General features: G+C 37.9%; 19 protein-coding genes and 1 riboswitch. Of the genes, 7 read left to right on the top strand and 12 right to left on the bottom strand.

From position 1 onward, the window contains the following. Window positions 1–10 precede the first annotated feature (10 nt). Genes HRK21_RS08945 through HRK21_RS08935 form a run of 3 tightly spaced genes read right to left on the bottom strand, consistent with a single transcriptional unit; the run spans window position 11 to window position 4,018 of the window. A complete protein-coding gene (locus HRK21_RS08945; RefSeq protein WP_069888182.1) occupies window positions 11–1,828 on the bottom strand; it encodes an ABC transporter ATP-binding protein in 1,818 nt (605 codons plus the stop codon). After that, window positions 1,825–3,549, bottom strand: a complete 1,725-nt coding sequence (locus tag HRK21_RS08940) for an ABC transporter ATP-binding protein (RefSeq protein ID WP_070006323.1) — start codon at window positions 3,547–3,549, stop codon at window positions 1,825–1,827. Before HRK21_RS08940 ends, HRK21_RS08945 begins: the two co-directional genes overlap by 4 nt. A 7-nt stretch (window positions 3,550–3,556) precedes the next feature. Then, a complete protein-coding gene (locus HRK21_RS08935) occupies window positions 3,557–4,018 on the bottom strand; it encodes a MarR family winged helix-turn-helix transcriptional regulator (protein WP_003724169.1) in 462 nt (153 codons plus the stop codon). 165 nt (window positions 4,019–4,183) lie between these two features. Between HRK21_RS08935 and HRK21_RS08930 the strand changes: the two genes are divergently transcribed. From HRK21_RS08930 to HRK21_RS08920, 3 genes are all read left to right on the top strand, one after another. Continuing rightward, on the top strand, window positions 4,184–5,524 hold the full coding sequence (locus tag HRK21_RS08930) for an MATE family efflux transporter (RefSeq protein ID WP_003738285.1): 1,341 nt from the start codon (window positions 4,184–4,186) through the stop codon (window positions 5,522–5,524). A 148-nt stretch (window positions 5,525–5,672) separates the two neighbouring features. Then, a complete protein-coding gene (locus HRK21_RS08925; protein WP_003738284.1) occupies window positions 5,673–6,017 on the top strand; it encodes a magnetosome magnetite crystal formation protein family in 345 nt (114 codons plus the stop codon). Window positions 6,018–6,069: 52 nt separating this feature from the next. Beyond that, on the top strand, window positions 6,070–6,456 hold the full coding sequence (locus HRK21_RS08920; protein ID WP_069888180.1) for a hypothetical protein: 387 nt from the start codon (window positions 6,070–6,072) through the stop codon (window positions 6,454–6,456). A gap of 47 nt (window positions 6,457–6,503) precedes the next feature. Here HRK21_RS08920 and HRK21_RS08915 read toward each other — a convergent pair whose 3' ends face one another. The 4 genes from HRK21_RS08915 to HRK21_RS08900 all read right to left on the bottom strand — a co-directional run bounded on the left by HRK21_RS08915 (window position 6,504) and on the right by HRK21_RS08900 (window position 9,118). Beyond that, window positions 6,504–7,004: a GNAT family N-acetyltransferase gene (locus HRK21_RS08915; protein WP_009920521.1), complete on the bottom strand. Its 501-nt coding sequence runs from the start codon at window positions 7,002–7,004 to the stop codon at window positions 6,504–6,506. A 105-nt stretch (window positions 7,005–7,109) separates the two neighbouring features. Continuing rightward, on the bottom strand, window positions 7,110–8,210 hold the full coding sequence (locus tag HRK21_RS08910; RefSeq protein WP_070006324.1) for a DUF4097 family beta strand repeat-containing protein: 1,101 nt from the start codon (window positions 8,208–8,210) through the stop codon (window positions 7,110–7,112). Further along, window positions 8,203–8,793, bottom strand: a complete 591-nt coding sequence (locus HRK21_RS08905) for an HAAS signaling domain-containing protein (protein ID WP_070006325.1) — start codon at window positions 8,791–8,793, stop codon at window positions 8,203–8,205. The genes HRK21_RS08910 and HRK21_RS08905 overlap by 8 nt, the downstream gene beginning before the upstream one ends. Further along, entirely contained in the window at window positions 8,786–9,118 is a 333-nt protein-coding gene (locus tag HRK21_RS08900; protein WP_003729335.1) for a PadR family transcriptional regulator, read from the bottom strand. Before HRK21_RS08900 ends, HRK21_RS08905 begins: the two co-directional genes overlap by 8 nt. 194 nt (window positions 9,119–9,312) lie before the next feature. On the opposite strand from HRK21_RS08900, the gene HRK21_RS08895 reads away from it, so the two are divergent. Further along, entirely contained in the window at window positions 9,313–9,861 is a 549-nt protein-coding gene (locus tag HRK21_RS08895) for a biotin transporter BioY (protein WP_070006326.1), read from the top strand. A gap of 75 nt (window positions 9,862–9,936) precedes the next feature. Continuing rightward, the gene (locus HRK21_RS08890) at window positions 9,937–10,638 is read left to right on the top strand and encodes a Crp/Fnr family transcriptional regulator (RefSeq protein ID WP_003738278.1); all 702 of its coding nucleotides are present in this window, start codon (window positions 9,937–9,939) and stop codon (window positions 10,636–10,638) included. A gap of 99 nt (window positions 10,639–10,737) precedes the next feature. On the opposite strand, the gene HRK21_RS08885 is transcribed toward HRK21_RS08890, so the two are convergent. Next, window positions 10,738–11,265, bottom strand: coding sequence for an HdeD family acid-resistance protein (locus tag HRK21_RS08885; protein ID WP_003729331.1), 528 nt, complete (start codon window positions 11,263–11,265; stop codon window positions 10,738–10,740). Between the two features lie 238 nt (window positions 11,266–11,503). Beyond that, a riboswitch (SAM riboswitch) is annotated at window positions 11,504–11,604 on the top strand. A gap of 108 nt (window positions 11,605–11,712) precedes the next feature. On the opposite strand from HRK21_RS08885, the gene HRK21_RS08880 reads away from it, so the two are divergent. Both HRK21_RS08880 and metX read left to right on the top strand, forming a co-directional pair. After that, window positions 11,713–12,990, top strand: a complete 1,278-nt coding sequence (locus tag HRK21_RS08880; protein ID WP_070006327.1) for an O-acetylhomoserine aminocarboxypropyltransferase/cysteine synthase family protein — start codon at window positions 11,713–11,715, stop codon at window positions 12,988–12,990. 16 nt (window positions 12,991–13,006) lie between these two features. Continuing rightward, window positions 13,007–14,113: a homoserine O-acetyltransferase MetX gene (metX, locus tag HRK21_RS08875; protein WP_070006328.1), complete on the top strand. Its 1,107-nt coding sequence runs from the start codon at window positions 13,007–13,009 to the stop codon at window positions 14,111–14,113. Between the two features lie 38 nt (window positions 14,114–14,151). On the opposite strand, the gene HRK21_RS08870 is transcribed toward metX, so the two are convergent. The 4 genes from HRK21_RS08870 to HRK21_RS08855 all read right to left on the bottom strand — a co-directional run bounded on the left by HRK21_RS08870 (window position 14,152) and on the right by HRK21_RS08855 (window position 18,383). Next, window positions 14,152–14,952: a formate/nitrite transporter family protein gene (locus HRK21_RS08870; RefSeq protein ID WP_003738275.1), complete on the bottom strand. Its 801-nt coding sequence runs from the start codon at window positions 14,950–14,952 to the stop codon at window positions 14,152–14,154. Between the two features lie 224 nt (window positions 14,953–15,176). Continuing rightward, the gene (locus tag HRK21_RS08865) at window positions 15,177–15,719 is read right to left on the bottom strand and encodes a DUF1269 domain-containing protein (protein WP_003738274.1); all 543 of its coding nucleotides are present in this window, start codon (window positions 15,717–15,719) and stop codon (window positions 15,177–15,179) included. A gap of 127 nt (window positions 15,720–15,846) precedes the next feature. Further along, window positions 15,847–16,617 carry a DUF1295 domain-containing protein gene (locus HRK21_RS08860; RefSeq protein WP_077905711.1) on the bottom strand — a complete coding sequence of 257 codons (771 nt, stop codon included), beginning with the start codon at window positions 16,615–16,617 and terminating at the stop codon, window positions 15,847–15,849. Continuing rightward, entirely contained in the window at window positions 16,617–18,383 is a 1,767-nt protein-coding gene (locus tag HRK21_RS08855; protein WP_077952734.1) for a DAK2 domain-containing protein, read from the bottom strand. The genes HRK21_RS08860 and HRK21_RS08855 overlap by 1 nt, the downstream gene beginning before the upstream one ends. Between the last annotated feature and the right edge of the window lies 1 nt (window position 18,384).

The following is an 18,384-nucleotide window of genomic DNA, read 5'->3' as shown; positions in this document are numbered from 1 at the left end:
CTTTTTAGATTTAAACTGCTTGAGCTCCTGTGAACTGACTGTTGTAAAGGTCAGCGTAGAAGCCTTTTGCGTCAAGTAGTTCTTGGTGCGTGCCTTGTTCGATTACACTACCGTGATTCATGACAAGAATTAAGTCTGCATCACGAATGGTTGAAAGTCTATGCGCAATAACAAAACTTGTGCGTCCTTGCATCAAGTTACCCATAGCAAGTTGAATATTTAACTCTGTACGAGTATCTACGCTTGAAGTCGCTTCATCTAGAATCAAGATAGATGGATCCGATAAAATCGCACGAGCAATAGTTAGAAGTTGTTTTTGACCTTGCGAAATATTCGAACCTTCTTCATTCAAGATAGTATCATAACCGTTCGGAAGTCTACGAATGAAATCATCTGCATATGCTGCTTTTGCTGCCCCGATAACTTCATCTTTCGTTGCGCCTTCACGACCGTATGCGATATTGTCAGCAATTGTTCCATTAAATAACCACGTATCTTGTAGTACCATTCCGAATTTCTCGCGAACGGCATCTTTGGTCATATCACGTGTATCAATGCCTTTCATCCGAATCTCTCCAGCATCTACGTCATAAAAGCGCATCAGCAAGTTGATAATAGTCGTTTTACCAGCACCTGTTGGCCCAACGATCGCCACCATTTGACCTTCTTCTACATGTATATTTAAGTCAGTCATTAGTGGTTTATCCGGAGTGTAACCGAATTTCACGTGGTCGAATACAATGCTGTGTTCTTCACCAGCAACTTGATTAATATTTGCTGGAATTTCGTCTTTTTCTTCTTCTTCATCCATCATTTCAAATACACGTTCTGCGGAAGCAATAGTGGATTGAATGATATTAGCAATATTTGCTACACTTGAAATTGGTTGCGTAAATAATTGAACATATTGTGTAAATGATTGAATATCCCCAACTTGAAGCGTTCCATTAGTAACAAAAATACCACCGGCCACACAGACACCTACATAGCCTAAGTTACCAACAAATTGCATCACCGGCATCATAATCCCGGAAATAAATTGCGCTTTTTTCGCTGCTTTGAAATAATCTTCATTTACTTCATCAAATTTTACTAACGTTTTCTTTTCTTGACCAAAGGCTTTAATAATCGTTTGGCCACCGTAAGTTTCCTCTACAGTATCATTTAAAATACCTAGATTACGTTGTTGTGCGCCGAAGTAACGTTGTGATCTACCAGCAATAATGGCGACTAGAATAATACTGATTGGAACAGTTACTAGAACGATTAATGTCATTTGCCAGCTTATCGTTAGCATCATGATTAAAACACCAATCATTTGGACAATCGCTGTAATTGCTTGAGTTAGTGATTGTTGTAAAGTATTCGCGATGTTATCCATGTCATTTACTGAACGACTTAGAATATCACCGTTTGAGCGCGTATCATAATATTTCAGCGGCAGACGAGCCATTTTCGCCTTTAAATCTTTCCGCATGTCATATACAGTTCGCTGGGCAACACTTGACATGACGTATTGCTGAATGAAACTAAATAAGGAACTACCAAGGTATAAGACTAATACAATCATTAATATATTGAAAATCTTATCATTATCAATCCCAGCTGGACTCATGACACCTTTAAAAATTTCTGTTGTCGCTTTCCCGAGTTCTTTCGGGCTAAAAATGTTAAAAATCGTGGATAAAATCGCAAAGATAAACACGACGATGATTGCGATAGAACGAGGTTTCATGTAGCCAAGAAGCCGGAATAGTGTTTGTTTAAAGTTCTTTGGTTTGGCGGTTGTTTGCATTCTCATGCCACCACCTGGACCTGGACCACTCATGCGATTTCCTCCTCTGACAGCTGTGACCTCATAATTTCTTGATAAATTTGATTTGATTCTTTTAATTCTTCATGTGTTCCAATTCCGGCAATTTTACCTTCATTCATAACAATGATTTGATCGGAATTGACAACGGAGGTAATTCGTTGAGCCACAATGAGTGTCACGGCTTCGGTTGTTTCAGCTTTCAATGCCTCACGTAGTTTCGCGTCTGTTTTGAAATCGAGCGCCGAGAAACTATCATCAAAAATATAAATTTCTGGTTTTCTAATTAAAGAACGCGCGATGGAAAGACGTTGTTTTTGTCCTCCCGAGAAATTGTTACCACCTTGCTCTACGCGGCTTCCTAAACCATTTGCAAGTTTAGAGACAAAGTTTTCCGCTTGAGCTGTTCGAAGTGCTTCCCAAATTTCTTCATCGGTTGCATCTTCTTTTCCGTAGCGCATATTAGAAGCAATCGTTCCTGTAAATAACACTGCTTTTTGCGGCACAAGCCCAATTTTTTGGCGCAAGCTGGATTGATCCATTTCACGCACATCAATCCCATTAATTTTTACAACGCCACTTTCGACATCATAAAAACGTGGAATCATATTAATCAAAGTAGACTTACCAGCGCCGGTACTTCCGATGATTGCAACTGTTTCACCAGCGTTTGCTTCAAACGTAATATCTTCAATCACGGGTTTTTCAGCGCCTTCATAGCGGAAAGTAACATTTTCAAAAGAAAGTTTCGCTGGTGGTGTACTTGTTTTTGGATTTTCGGGGTTAAGTATTTCTGCATTCATATCTAACACTTCATTAATACGTTCAGCAGAAGCTCCAGCACGCGGAATCATAATAAATACAGCAGAAAGCATCATGAAGGACATCATAATTTGCATTGCGTATTGAATAAATGCCATCAAGTCCCCTACTTGCATATCACCATTACCAATAAAAATCGAACCAATCCAGACAATCGCAATGGAAGTTAAGTTCATCAGTAACATCATTAACGGACTCATAAGAGAAAGCAGTCGGTTAACTTTAATCGCCGTAGTAGCATAGTCAGCGTTTGCTTCTTCAAATTTTTCGAGTTCATCTTCATTGCGGTTAAAGGAACGCACAACTCGGATTCCTGTTAACCCTTCACGAATAACGCGGTTTAATTTGTCCATTTTCTTTTGGAGTGATTTAAACATCGGCATTGCTTTTCCGCCGAGAATAACTACTAATAGAAGTAATAGCGGTAAAACAACGACAAAAATAAGCGATAATTTCGCGTCCCTGCCAACTGCCATAATAATACCACCGAGTAGCATAATTGGCGCCATCACCATTAGTCGCATCATCATGTATAGCACATTTTGGATTTGAACAACGTCATTTGTCGTTCTAGTAATCAAGGAAGAAGTTCCTACTTTATCAAATTCTTGTAAGGAAAAATCCTCTACCTTTGTAAAAATTTTATCTCGTAAATCTTTCCCGAATCCCATTGAAATTCTGGATGCGAGATAAACCACGATAACCGACAAGATAACAGAAGCGAACGAAATCAAGAGCATCTTCATTCCAGTGCTCCAAATGTAGTTTGTATCTCCTGTTACGACTCCTTTATCGATAATGTTCGACATAAGCGTCGGTAAATAAAGCTGTCCAATGACTTGCCCGAAAGTAAGGACTAATACGGCCGTAATACTCAGCCAATAAGGTTTTAATCTTTTCATCAATTTCATCATTTGCGGTTTATGCCTCCTTATTTTCGGATTTTGTGTTTAAGTAATCTGTCAGTTTTTCTAGGAGTGTAATCAGTTTTTTCATATCGTCTTCGCCTAAAAACTCCTGCATATCTTCAAAACTAGCTTGAAATTCATCGAGCATTTTTTCTGACACGCCTGCTCCGACTTCTGTTAATTCCACATACATCGAGCGCTTATCTTCTGGGTTTTGAACACGTTTAATGAGTCCTTTTCCTTCCAAAGATTGAATCATTTGCGTGACGCTTGGTTTTGAAATTCTGAGCATGTGACCAAGATCGGAAACACGAATTTTTGGCCCTCTACTTTTAAGCCCACGAGATAAAATAAAAATAAATCTTGTTTCTGATTTACTGTAACCCGGAATTTGAAAACTCTTTATTTCAGCATGCTTAAAATTCATGAAAGCCTTGATTACTGAGTGCCCCAAGTCTTGGTTTTTCGAAGACATTTCTCCACTTCTTTCTATCATTTGATTAGTTTACCTAACTAATTATATGAGATATTCGATTTTTGTCAAGCAATATCTTGGAGCGATTTTGAAATTAATCTATACTTTTAACTTTAATTACCTTATAATGGCTTTAATTGTGTTAATGCGAAGGGAGGGAAATAAGTGAGTTCAGTACATAAAGTCGCCAGCATAAGTCTTTTTACGCTTGCTTGGCCGATTTTTCTAGAGCAATTTTTACGTCTGATGATTAGTTATATTGATGTCTTTATGTTGGGGCATTATTCAGATGATGCGGTAGCTGCGACAGGAGTTGCGAATCAGATTCTTGTTATTTCTATTATTATTTACGGCTTTATCAGTGTTGGGGTACAGATTATCGTTGCCCAAATGATTGGTGCTAAAAAACATAAAGAAATTGAAAATGTGATTACAAATGGCTTAGTAGTGGCTTTCTTAATTGGAATTGTGATGAGTATTATTTTCATTTTTATGTCGAAAAACTTCCTGACTTGGATGGGAATTGATCCTCATTTAGTTCAAGTTGGTGCACCGTTTTTAGAAATTATCGGTGGAAGCTCGGTTGTTATCGCTATTCATGCTTCGATTTTGCCTATTCTCCGGGCGCATGGTTACGTAAGACAATCCATTCTTGTTCCTGTGACGATTAGCATTATCAATGTTGTCGGTAATTACTTATTTCTGTACGGCCCGCTTGCATACTTAGATTACGGGGTAGCAGGTGTTGGTATTTCCACTGCTGTCGCAAACTTCGTCGGAATGGGTCTAGCCATCTGGATGCTTCGAAAATATATCGGCTATACTTTCCATTTCAAAAAACTGGAGCAAGTTTCCAAAAAATTACTTTATTCGATTTTACGACTTGGCCTTCCCTCTGCTGGGGAAAATTTATCGTATGCCGGCTCGCAACTAGTTGTTACTGCGATTATTGCAATTCTTGGTACAGAGGCGCTTACCACAAAAGTGTATGCTTCGACGGTTAGCCAGTTTGTCGCACTCTTTGCTATCGCGCTCGGTCAGGCCTCTCAAATTATTATCGGTCGCGCGGTTGGTGCAAAAGAAATCGATAAAGCTTATAAGCAAGGTCTACGTAGTTGGAAGATTGGTTTGGTTGTTGCGATTGTGGTTAGCGTTTCGATTTACCTTTTCGCAGAACCGATTATGCGGCTATTTACTACAAATACCGAAATCATTGCGATGACGAAAGAATTATTCTTACTTTCGATTTTCCTTGAGCTTGGACGTGCGACGAATATTATCATTATTAGCAGTCTTAACTCAACAGGCGATGTTCGTTTTCCTTTTATATGTGGACTTATTGTTATGTGGATCGTTAGTTTGCCTTTCTCCTATGTACTCGGCATCTCTGCCGGGCTTGGGCTTGTCGGTGTTTGGCTCGCCTATATTATTGACGAAGGCGTTCGAGCTGTTCTAATGTACCGAAGATGGCGCAGTAAAGTTTGGTCCTTAAAATCAGTTATATAAAGAAACGTCTCTTTGATTTTTTCGAAGAGGCGTTTTTGTATATGACAAAACTGTCATCTTGATCTCTATATCGTCACCTAATTCGATGGTTCCATTTCTCTTTCCCCGCTATACTAGACTTATAAACAAATGAGAGGATAGATTCGAAATGTTGGATAAAAAAATTATTAGTGCGCTTAGTTATTTCAGTCTTTTCTTTGCCCCAGTCATTACTCCCGCGATTATATGGTGTACAACAAAAGATAAAGAAATACGGCATCATGTAAAATGGGCACTCCTCACGCAAACGACATTTGTCGCTGGTGTAATTGTAATGATTTTACTTTATAACAATGTTCCTTTTAGTACCAATAGTGCAGATACCATTAACTTTCTTGCCTTAGCTACTGTGTTTTTTATCGTTTTTCTAAATGTATCGATACTCATTTTTAACTTGATTCGAGGAATTACACGTATCGTAAAGCGTAATGACGATAACTGGGCTAGATGTTAAGCTAACTTCCTAATTTATGCTATAATATAGTGTACTTTAGGAGGTTTTTTTGATGCGTTTTATTATTGCTTATTTATCGATTTTTGTTTTAGGAATTTTTTCTGCGCTATTAGTCGAAACAATCCTCTATGACAATGTTACTCCACAACTTGTGTTTTCAGCGATACTTTTTGCTGCTCCTGTAATTTTAGTCGCTTCTACGTTAGGCGAAATATTTTACGGATTTAGCAAAAAAGCTAGTTACTTCACATTTGCTGTATGGGGATTCGCATACGGGGTTGTTGCAGCGGTCATCATCTTAAGTATTATCCAAGTTTCTGGTATGCTCATCTCCGTTGGTGTATCTATTCTTGCAGGAGTTATCATGGCATTACTTGCCATCATCTTCTTCTTTTTACGCGGCGGAAAATCTACCAGTGGAAAAGCCGCTACGAAATAAAAAAATGTCTATCCTAATTGATTCATTCAACTAGAATAGACATTTTTTTATTCTTCTTCAAACGCATGATGATTCAAATTAAAACGAATCGTTTCCAGCGGATAGCCATAAAAATCTTCAGTAAATTCCTCCACTTGAACAAACCCTTTCGCCTTGTAAAAGTGAATCGCTGTTTCATTTCCTTTTTCCACGTTAACGAACATTGGTAATGGCACGTGAAATAAAGTCATTCCTACTTCTAAAAGCTCCGTGCCGAGTCCGCGTTGTGTCACCTCAGGTAGTAAATAAAATGCTGCGAGTTCGCTCTTCCCTTTTTCAAGTTCAATAAAGTTCGCAAATCCGATTACTTTATCTGCTTGCTCCACGACAGCAAAAGGAGTTGCTGAAATACGATTATGAAGCGTTTCCACGTTATAAAATCTTTCCAAAAAGTCGTCTTGTACATCACTTGGAATTAAATCTTGATAAGTGTGATGCCACGAAGTAATCGCCACATGTTGAATGGCTTCCGCATCTGAATCAGTTGCTTTTCTAATATGAAAATCCATCATCCATTCTCCTTTCACTTGCGCAAATTGATAAAACAGTTTATCTCACTTTACCCTTTTTTAACCAAAAGAATGCGCTAATTAAATAATTAGCGCACTGATTTTTTATTTTTCGATTTTGATATCTCCAGAACTTGTTTTCACCGTTACGCGATTATCCGTATTGGAATCACTTGTTGGTACTTTAATGCTACCAGAATTACTACTTGTTTCATAAATAGCTTTAAAATCACCTGGTAATTCTAGTTCTACTTCACCAGAATCTGTATTGATTGCGATGTTTTTTACTTGTTTGATAAAAGCTACATCGATATCACCTGAGCTTGTTTTTGCTGTTACGTCATTCGTTATGCCTGCAAGTTCGATGGATCCTGAGTTCGATTCCGCTTGCACTTTTCCTTTTGTACTTGCATCAATATCTCCGGAACTTGTTGTTAACACGGCTAGATCAGTTACAGTGCCACTAGTCAACTCAATGTCTCCTGAATCGATGGCAATTTTAAGTTTCTTCGCTTTGACCCCTGTAACGTTCACATCGCCTGAACCACCATTTACTTCTAAATCGCCTGTTAAATTAGTTATGTCCGTCTTCCCAGAACCAGTTTCAACCGAACTATTTGCTTTCATATTCGACAATGCTAAATCCCCAGAAGAAGTGGCCATTTGAGCTGTATTTGCTTCCAAATTACTTACTTTTAACTCACCTGAGTTGGTGGAACTAACAAATTTCTTCACTTTAAAATCAGCTACATTGATATCCCCAGAATGAGATTTCACTTCTAAATCAGCTAATTTAGTATCTTTTGTTAAATAAACGGTTACCTTTTGTTGACCGTATGCGTAAATTTTGCCAAAGCCGTTATACCAATCTTCTTCTTCAGGAACTGTAATATCAAAGGACGTTCCATCTTCCGAAACTGGCTCTAATTTTTGAATGGCTTTTTTATCATTAGCAGAGTAATTACCTTTTAGTTCGATGTAATTTTTTCCATTTGTACTTTCTTTCCATTCAAGCATTACGTCGCGCTCGGAAGAAAAAGTAATAGAGTTAATATTTTCAGTTGATAAGTCCCACTGTTTTGTAAGTGGTTCACCTTTTTCTATCATGTTACCTTTATTCATCGTTAACGATACGCCGATAGCACCGATAATAAAAAGTACCAAGCCGGCGAAAAATAATTTTTTACTTAAGTGATGTTTATGCATTTTTCCCGCCTCCTTTAACCGCATATTTGTGCCATGCGATAATCGCTATTGTCGCTTTAGTTGTAAATTTAGTAAGCGCATTTGCCGCAAAGAGAAGCATCAGCCCTAGACCGACAAGTCCAATAGAAACAAACATTTGATAGAATTCGAAATCAGCGCCAAAAATAATTACTACGCCAAGTATAACTGGTGATAAAAGGAATCCTCCTACAGTTGCCCAAAGTGAAACAGCCAAGGACCACAGCGAAACCATAATTGGTATGATAAGACAAATATCTAAGAAAAATAATCCAACACCAATTAAAATTTGTTTACTCACTGATCTATTTTCATTTTGATTTTTTCGCGGTACATAATAATAATCTGTTTCGGCAGGCTCTTCGCGAAGACCGCGTTCACTAATAATATCTGCGGCAATTTCTTCTGGCTTCCCAAGGTCAAAAACGATTTGTTCCTCGCTTTTGCCCGCTTCAATTCCATTTCTGAAATGCTCTTGATAGTCTGATAATAACTCTCTCCGTTCTTTCGGATCAAGTAATTCCAGTCGTTGGTTTAATTCATTGAGAAAATCTTGTTTATTCATTTACTGCATCCCCCTCTGTTAATAGCTTTGCAACACTGTCTGTAAAATTATTCCATTCAGAAATAAGTTCTTGCAAATAAATTTCTCCTTTTACTGTCAGTTGATAGTATTTTCTTGATGGACCTTCGTTCGATTCTACTAAATAAGTGGAACAATACTCTTCTTTTACTAATCTTCTAAGTACCGGATAAATAGCACCTTCAGCTACTTCAATATATTTAGACACTTGATTTGCTAACTCATAACCGTAACAATCTTTCTTTTGAATTAAAAATAAACAGCAAAGTTCTAACACACCTTTTTTGAACTGTGGGTTAACCTCCATGCTAACTCCTCCATTCTGTTAAATTGCACACTAGTAATAAGTAACCACTACTATATATTGTTCACTACCACTATAGTTTAACATACACTAGTGTTCAATGCAAGGTACTGATTTAAAAAAATTAGTATTGTTTTTTTAGAAAATAAATGTTAACCTATTTTAGTAAAAAGTTTACATTAAGGAGAGATATGTTTATGCGTGATCAGAAATTAAAATTTTTAGTTGTTGATGCTTTATTCGCAGTCATCATTGCCTTACTTGCACAAGTTGCTATTCCCCTTGGCCCAATTCCACTTACTGGACAGACATTTGCTATTGGATTAGCTGCCACCATCCTTGGAGCTCGTCATGGTACAATATCTGTTTTAGTTTACATTGTTCTCGGTGCTGTGGGTATTCCTGTTTTCCAAGGTATGACAGCAGGAATTGGAATTATTTTTGGCCCAACCGGCGGATTTATTATTGGATTTATTTTTAATGCATTACTTACAGGCTGGTTACTCGAAAAGACAAAATTTACTGTTCCCTATGCGATTATGGCGAACATATTAGGCGCTTTCGTCACCCTTATTTTCGGCGTTTTGTGGCTTAAAGTCAGTATCGGACTTGATTGGCCAGCTGCCTTTCTCACAGGCATGGTTCCTTTCATTATTCCAGGCATTATCAAAGCAGTTTTTGCGGCACTGTTGGGGATTCTCATTCGGGATCGTTTGATTAAAGCCAAATTACTTCGAGCATCCTAAGTCCCATTAATACACATTTTGAGTCTTCTCCTATATAATGATAATGATTAACACTGAGAAAAGGGGACTCGGTATATGTCATTACTGAATGAGGAAAATAGCTTTTACAACGTAGACTTACTCAATTTATTAAAAGATTCTAGTGAAGCAGTTCTTCCATATAAAAGAATTCGCTTTAGGCGCAACCAACAGATTTTAGCTGAAGGTGCGGAAACTGATTATTTCTACATCATTGAAGATGGTGTCGTTTCTATGAGTAAAAATACTTGTAAAGAAGATAGCATCATTAGCTTCTTAGGTAAACAAGATTGTATCGGCCCGCTTACTCTTCTTGGTGGTGCGAAATCACCAGTAAATTACAGAACAATAAGTGAAGTGAGTGTTTATCAATTTGAACGTAAATATGTTCTTAATAAATTCTTAAGTTCACCAGATGTTTTTTGGCAGATGAATGCACTTATGCAAAGTATGGTTACACCTATGTTAGAACGGGAAGGTTATGTCAATTTACCTTCTAGTGAAAAAGTTTTAGCAGGATTAATTGCTTGTGGGGAGAGATTTGGAAGAATCGAGTCGGATGGGTCTTGTTTGATTCCCTATTATTTCACCCAAAAAATCTTAGGAAATTATCTAAATTTAGCTCGAGCTTACGTTGCAACTAACTTGCGAAAGCTAGAGGAAGATGGCATTATTGCGCTATCACCAAAACCTTGGCGTGTTAAAAATTTCGAGATGCACAAGCAAAAACTAAAAGAGAATCACGAACCATACATATGAGTGTAAAATGAATACTTTTTCTAATCTTATTTCGTAAAAAATAAGCATAATAAAAAGAAGCTATCCTAGTTAGATAGCTTCTTTTTATCATGCTTTTTATTAACTATTTTTACCAATAAAGAAGAATGTTGCGATTGCGCCGATGCCTTGAACGATGAAGAAAATCGCAACGACAAGCACGATACCAATTGCGGAAACAACTGGATTGAATAGCGCGATAAAACCAACAATAATACCGATGATACCGATAGTTAAAATCCAGCCCCAACCTTGTACATTGTTTTGTTTAGCAGTGAATGCGCCAATAGTACGCATAATACCAGCAAATAATACCCACATACCAAAAAGTAATACGAGTGTTAAAGTTCCGTCAAATTCATTAAATAATAGCAAGAAACCTAGTAAGATGGATAAAATCCCGTCAGCTAGCACCCAACCAGAAACATTTTGTGTTTTTCTGTCTGAAAAGTAAGAGATTGTGTGGAAAATACCAGAAATCAGTAATAAGAAGCCAAACATTAATGTGGAGGTTAATAATGAAATTCCTGGATGGAATAAGAACCAAATCCCAAGTATAATCATTGCAATCCCCGCTAATAAAACCAGAATACGTGTAAAAGTTTTCATTTTTATTTCAACTCCCTTTTGTTTTTGTCTAACTTAACCCCATTTTTAATGAAATATAATTAGTCTTAACTATAATAGCCTAAAAAATGGATTTAAAACCTTTTAAAAAAAATTTCTCCCCGCAAAAAAACAGAGTTGTCACAAAAACCTCGAAAAGTTTACCAATTTCAGACTTTTTTAATATATAGTTGACAATTTAAGGCATCCAGCGTAATATATAATTTAATTTAATAGTATTTTCTTATCACGAAAGGTGGAGGGACTGGCCCTTTGAAGCCTTAGCAACCGGAATTTATTTTCACGGTGCTAATTCCAGCAGTATATTCTGAAAGATAAGTCGGAAATCCAAGTTTAGGAAACTCTATCCTCTCTGGCGGCTTATATACTGCTAGGGAGGTTTTTTGATGGAAATTACTGATAAATACATATTAAAGAGGAGTGGATTTTATGAGTAATGAGTATAAATTCGAAACAATTCAAGTACACGGCGGACACACACCGGACGGAGATACGCATTCTAGAGCTGTGCCAATTTATCAAACGACATCCTACACATTCGATAGTCCGGAACACGCTGCAGCCTTATTTGGTTTACAAGAAACTGGAAATATTTATACACGAATTATGAATCCGACTACAGCTGTTTTAGAAGAACGATTAACTTTACTTGAAGGCGGTATTGGTGCTGTTGCAACTGCTTCTGGGATGGCTGCTATTACGTACTCTATTTTAAATATTGCTGGTTCCGGGGATCATATCGTCGCAGCCGCAACACTCTACGGCGGAACGCATACGCTATTTTCCCATACATTTAAAACTTTTGGGATTGACGTAACGTTTGTTGACCCTAATGAACCTGAAAATTTCGAAAAAGCAATTAAAGAAAACACGAAAGCAGTTTTTATTGAAACAATTGGAAATCCTGATATAAATATTGTTGATATGGAAAAAATAGCAGAAATTGCGCACGCATCGGATATCCCGCTCATTGTTGACAACACATTCGCGACCGCTTATTTGAATCGCCCATTTGATTTTGGCGCAGATATTGTCGTTTACTCAGCAACGAAATTTATCGGTGGTCACGGGGTTGCAATTGGTGGCGCGGTTATTGATTCAGGTAAATTTAACTGGACCAATGGCAAATTTCCAAAGCTAGTGGTACCAGATGATAGCTACAATGGTCTGTCTTATACAAATGATGTTGGCGCGGCAGCTTATATTACCAAACTACGCGTCTCACTCCTTCGTGACACTGGTGCAGCCCTTTCTCCGTTTAACGCCTTCTTACTGATTTTAGGCCTAGAAACGCTGTCCCTGCGGCTTGAACAACACGTAAAAAACGCTAAACAAGTAGCCAATTTCTTAAATGACCATCCAAAAGTAGCGTGGGTAAATTATCCAGGTTTGAGAAACAACAAATACCACGAATTAGCCCAAAAATATTTACCAAAAGGACCTGGCTCCATTTTCACTTTTGGGGTTAAAGGTGGATACGAGGCTGGTAAAAAAGTGATTGAATCCGTAGAATTATTCTCGCATTTAGCCAATGTTGGGGATGCAAAATCGCTTATCATCCACCCAGCATCCACGACCCACCAACAACTAAGCGAGGAACAACAACTAACAGCTGGCGTGAAACCAGAGTCCATTCGCCTATCTATCGGAATTGAAAATGCGGATGATATTATTCAAGATTTAACGAAAGCACTAGAGCAAATTTAGGAGGAAGTGAAGAGAAGTGACCTTACAGCAAAAAGAACTATTTCAAAAAAGTCCTCTTCTACTTGAAAACGGGGAAACATTAAGTCCAGTTTTAGTTGGCTATGAAACGTATGGGACACTTTCTGCCTCACGCGATAATTGTATTTTGTTAGAACATGCGCTCACTGGGACAGCTCATGCGGCGAAACATTTTGAGAGTGATGCTCCTGGTTGGTGGGATGATTATATTGGTCCGGGGAAAACGATTGATACAGACAAATATTTTCTTGTTTGTACGAATGTATTTGGTGGTTGTAGTGGAACGACTGGCCCCTCCTCGATTAATCCAAAAACAGGTGAGCCATTCCGGTTACAATTTCCCGGATTTTCAATTAAAGATATTATTAAAGTGCAGCGGGAACTTTTGGAGCAACTTGGGGTTACGCGGATTGCTTCGGTGATTGGCGGTTCGATGGGTGGTATGCAGGCGACGGAATGGGCGATTGATTATGCCGATATTACGGATAGCATTATCAATATCGCCTCCCCGCTTGCTGCTGGACCTGATGCGATTGGTTACAACTTGATTATGCGGATGGCAATTTTGAACGACCCTGACTTTAATGGTGGCAACTATGTTGGTCAACCTGAGGGCGGACTTGCGACTGCGAGAATGGTTGGAATGATGACTTACCGGACGAGCGAGCTTTTCTCAAAACGCTTTGAACGATTCACCGTAGCCGAATCCTCCCCTGCCGCTTTTTCAAAAGAGCATTTTCAAATTGAGTCGTATTTACAATATCAAGGAGATACATTTGTCGAACGCTTTGACGCAAACAGCTATTTGTATTTAACAAAGGCGATTGATTTGTTCGATGTTACTGCTCCCGCGAAAGACGATTTGCCTGCCTTTGCGAAAATTAAAATTCCATATTTGCTCATTGGCATCACGACTGATCAACTTTTTCGAATTCATGATTTACGTCGCGCGTATAATCTTTTAAAAGAATGGGATGTGCCGGTTACTTATCACGAAGTTGCCTCTGAATACGGGCATGACGCTTTCCTAGTCGAAAAAGAAGTACCGAAATTCGAACCCCTCATTCGGTCGTTTTTAAGTAATTTACCTGTTAAAAGCATATAAAAAAGAGACCTCGGAAAATTTCTGAGGTCTCTTTTTTATTAGTCTTTGTAAATTGATTTCGTTCGGTTAAGCCAAGCATAGCCGAGTCCGATAACAAGGCCACCACCTACAAAATTCCCAAGTAAAGCAAGTACTAAATTGACGGTCACATTGCCCGCTGTCATTGCAGCAAGTGTTCCACCAGAAGCGAAAAATGCTAATGAGAAAGAAGAGAAGTTGGCGATAACGTGTTCGAATCCTAAGAATGCGAAAATGAAAATAATGAAAATCATCGCAATGACTTTACCAGCATCATCTTTCATTCGAAGTGTACAAAGCACAGCCGTATTTACAACAATATTGGCGAAAATACCTTCTACAAAAATTTGTAGCGGTGCTTTTTCAAGTTTACCGCTTACGGCAGTAAATAAGAAATGGTCAGCAGGTAAATTATGGAAAACAGACGTTAGGGAAACTAAGTACCCTGCAAGAATTCCACCCAATAAATTACAAACAATACATAAAAGCAAAATTTGTAATGCTTTTCCTGGTTTAACAATTTTTTGATAAACACCTGTTGTCATATACATCATGTTAGAAGTACCAAGCTCAGCATTCATATAAATAATCATAACGAGCGACCAACTAAACATAAATGCATACGTGATTTTACCAAGTCCTGGAGCGAAATGATCGACTTTATCACCAATCATTACAGCAACTGCAGTCCCTAGTGTCAGGAATAAACATGCTAACATCGCGCGCACAATATAACGAAGAATACTATTATTTACTAAATCAATTTTTTTGCGCGTACTATAATCAATTTTCTGCATTAATGGACTATTTTCCACATCCAAATTATTTCATCTCCAAACAAAAAATTTTCTTGTGAAATTCACAACTTGTTTATTGTAGCATGTTTTTAATTTGATGCAAATAGTTTTCAGAAAATAAAAATGAGTTAAGCGTTATCATCTTGTATTTTTTTCTGTCTGGTTGTTTTATGTTGTTAATTTCCCCGTTTTCACACTCTTAAAACACAAAAAAAGAGAACAGATTTCTCTGTCCTCGTTTAACTAATTTATTTTCCAAACCAATGTTTTTTAGCAGAATCTTTTGCTTTTCCTTCTGTTTCTTGTGCGCTTTTGATTTCTTGAGCTACGATAGCTTCATCCATACGTTGTACTCGGCCGTGTAATTCATCCATTGCTACATCGTTTACATTTGCTAATTCTTGTTCTGTCGCAATAAGGATAACACCTGTAGAACCTTCAGGAATTGTTTTTAATGTTCTTTCAAATACATTTAGAGCATCTTTCACTTCGCCAGCATCTCGCATGGAACCAACGATTGCACCGACCATCCAACCTATTAAAATACCGAATGGGCCGCCTAAAATACCAATTAACATACCAATAAGGCTATCTTTCATATTTTTATCGGCACCAGTAAAATCAAGAAAATCTTGTGCAACAAGTTTATTTCCTGGCTCATGTTTTACCACTGCCATTTGATAACCAATAATCTTGCGTTCTTGGTGCAATCTTTTCATTTCAGAAAAAGCTTGGTAAGAAATGCTTTCTTCATCGAAATTCATAATTAACACTGTTTTTTCTTTTTTCATCTGTTGTACCCCTCTCGCCTCATAAAGTATTATATTCAGATACTATTTATCGTACCTATCTTTCATTCTACTCGCTCTATCATACAAATAGCAATTAATAGCATTAGCCAGATAAAATCACTACTTTTTACAGACCTTTTTTACCAATAAATGGGAAGAATTTTGACGTTTTGTTCGCATATGCTTGAAAATCTGCTCTGTCTTGATATTTTTTTTCAAGTAACGGAACACCGGAAACAAATAGTAATAGTAACGTGATAACAATCGGGCTAGTAATCAGCCAAAGATCGGCTAATTGCGTATAGGCAACTAAAAATACGCCCCACCAGCTAAGTGCTTCACCAAAATAATTTGGATGCCGCGTAACTGACCAAAAACCAGTTGTTAATAATTTGCCTTTATTGGCTGGATTTTTCTTGAAGTTTTCTAATTGTAAATCGCCACCAACTTCAAAAATAAAGCCAATAACCCAGATAGCAATACCAAGAATTTGCCACCAAGCGAATGTCGCTGTTTCATTAGCAAAACTATGTGTAATCGGCAAAGCAATAATAAATAATAAAACTCCTTGCAACACGAAGACATTTAAGAAAGCTTTCAAATTAACCAATGTCGTTCCCCAACGTTTGCGCATATTAACGTAACGATAATCTTCAGGTTTGTTCCAATTTCGGCGCGCTAAATGCCAAAACAAACGAACGCCCCACATCGTCACTAAAACAAGGATGGTTATACTTTGCGCCGTCATGCTAAATGTCGTCAAAAAACCAGTCCATGCTACAACAACAAAACCTCCGCCCCATGCAACATCAACGAGCGAATATTTGCCTTTTATTTTTGAAATAATAAACCAGAGTATAAAGTAAACAAGTAAAGCGAGTGCTACTGTCCAGTACATCATATCGTTTCCTCCTTTTTAATCCCTGCAACGGCGACACTTCCGAGTCCAGCACTAATAGCAATGGCCGCTGAACTATCAACTAAATAGCTGATTTCCCCCGTTTCTTTTTCAAGTTGTTTCTGCCAAATTGCCGCGTTGTCTCTTGAAGAAACATGTGTAATCGCTAGCTCTTTCAGTTGTAGTTTTGCTACTTTTTTGATGATTTTTTTCATACTTTGTTTTTGACTAAACGATACACCTATCAATTTACCATTCCCAGATTCATCCAAACTCACGATTGGATAGAGTGATAATTTCTGTGCAAGTTTTCCTAACACTCTTGGAATTCTGCCAGACTGCACCATTGGCGATAAATCTGCAACTGCCACATAAATAAAGGTCCTCTCAATCATTTGTTCCACTTCTGGATAAATAGATTCCCATGATTTCCCTGATTCCACTAGTTCAACTGCTTGTTTTACTAAAATTCCTTGTGCGACCGAATTTAATTTAGAATCAATTACACGAATCCAGTCCGATGACAAGTCCCGCGCTTTTATTCGCTGTTTGATTAATTGATATGTTCCGCTTAATTTCGCCGCAACAGAGATAACAAGCACATGTTCATATTTATTTTCTAAAAATGATAGCAAGGCATCCACTGTTCGAATCGTTGGCTGCGCTGTACTCATTTTCGTTTGTTTTCGTAATTTTTCTTGCATCATATCTGGGCCAACTGTTAATTTATCGAGAAAATTCTCTTCCCCCGCTAGAATATTCATCGGCAATACGTGTACTTGATGCTCCAGTAAAAATGCTTCTGGTAAATCGGCTATCGAATCAGTCACAATAGCAATCTTTGCGCGAGGCTTTTTTGTGACTTCATATTGCAGACGCATATCATCTACTTTTTGATACGTCATCACGCCGTATGCTGCCATGAGCCTTAAAACTTCTTTTGGTTCATTTGTGTGGATATGGATTTTTATTTGTTTCTCATTACCTGCAATTACTAAGGAATCTCCTTTAGATGCGAGAATTCCCTGTAAACGTTGATTTGAGATAGTCGCTTGTTTGATAATAAATTCCGAGCAATAACGATAGTTTGGTTCGTTTGTTTCAACATGCATATGTTCCGCTTCTTGCTCTACTTCCGTAAAACGAACGGGTGCAGAAACCGCTTTACCACAATAAGCATTTGTAAGCCCAGCGATAAAGTAATAAAACCCTTTCGCACCAGAATCCACTAACCTATTTTTTCGTAAAATTGGCATTTGAAATTCGGTATTAATCAATGCTTTCTCGGCAACTATTTGTGCATTTAAAAGCGATTGTTGAAAAGAACGCCCCTGCTTATACGTCCCAGCAAGCTCCTCTGACCAAGCTTTCATCACGGACAAAATAGTCCCCTCTTTGGGTTCTAGTAATGCTTCATAAGCTTTATGCACCGCATTTTGAAACGCTGGAACTAATCCATCAAACGTCGATTCTAGGTGGTGATAACTTTCCGCAACAGCATTTAAATATTGCGCAAAAATCATCCCTGAATTACCACGAGCCCCGATGAGCGCCGCGCTAGCTACTTCCTCTAACAATTCCTTCGTTGAATATTCTCTCGGGGAAACATGGTCAATAATTGCTTGCATTAAAGAAGCTAAATTACTACCCGTATCCCCATCTGCTACGGGAAAAACATTTATTCGATTAAGCTCATCTTTTTTACTAATTACTTCAGCCGCCCCATTTAGCATACTTTGTAATAGACGTTTGCTTTCTGACTCCATC

This window comes from Listeria monocytogenes (assembly GCF_013282665.1).
GTDB lineage: Bacteria > Bacillota > Bacilli > Lactobacillales > Listeriaceae > Listeria > Listeria monocytogenes_C.
This window is presented reverse-complemented; position numbering and strand designations above follow the sequence as displayed.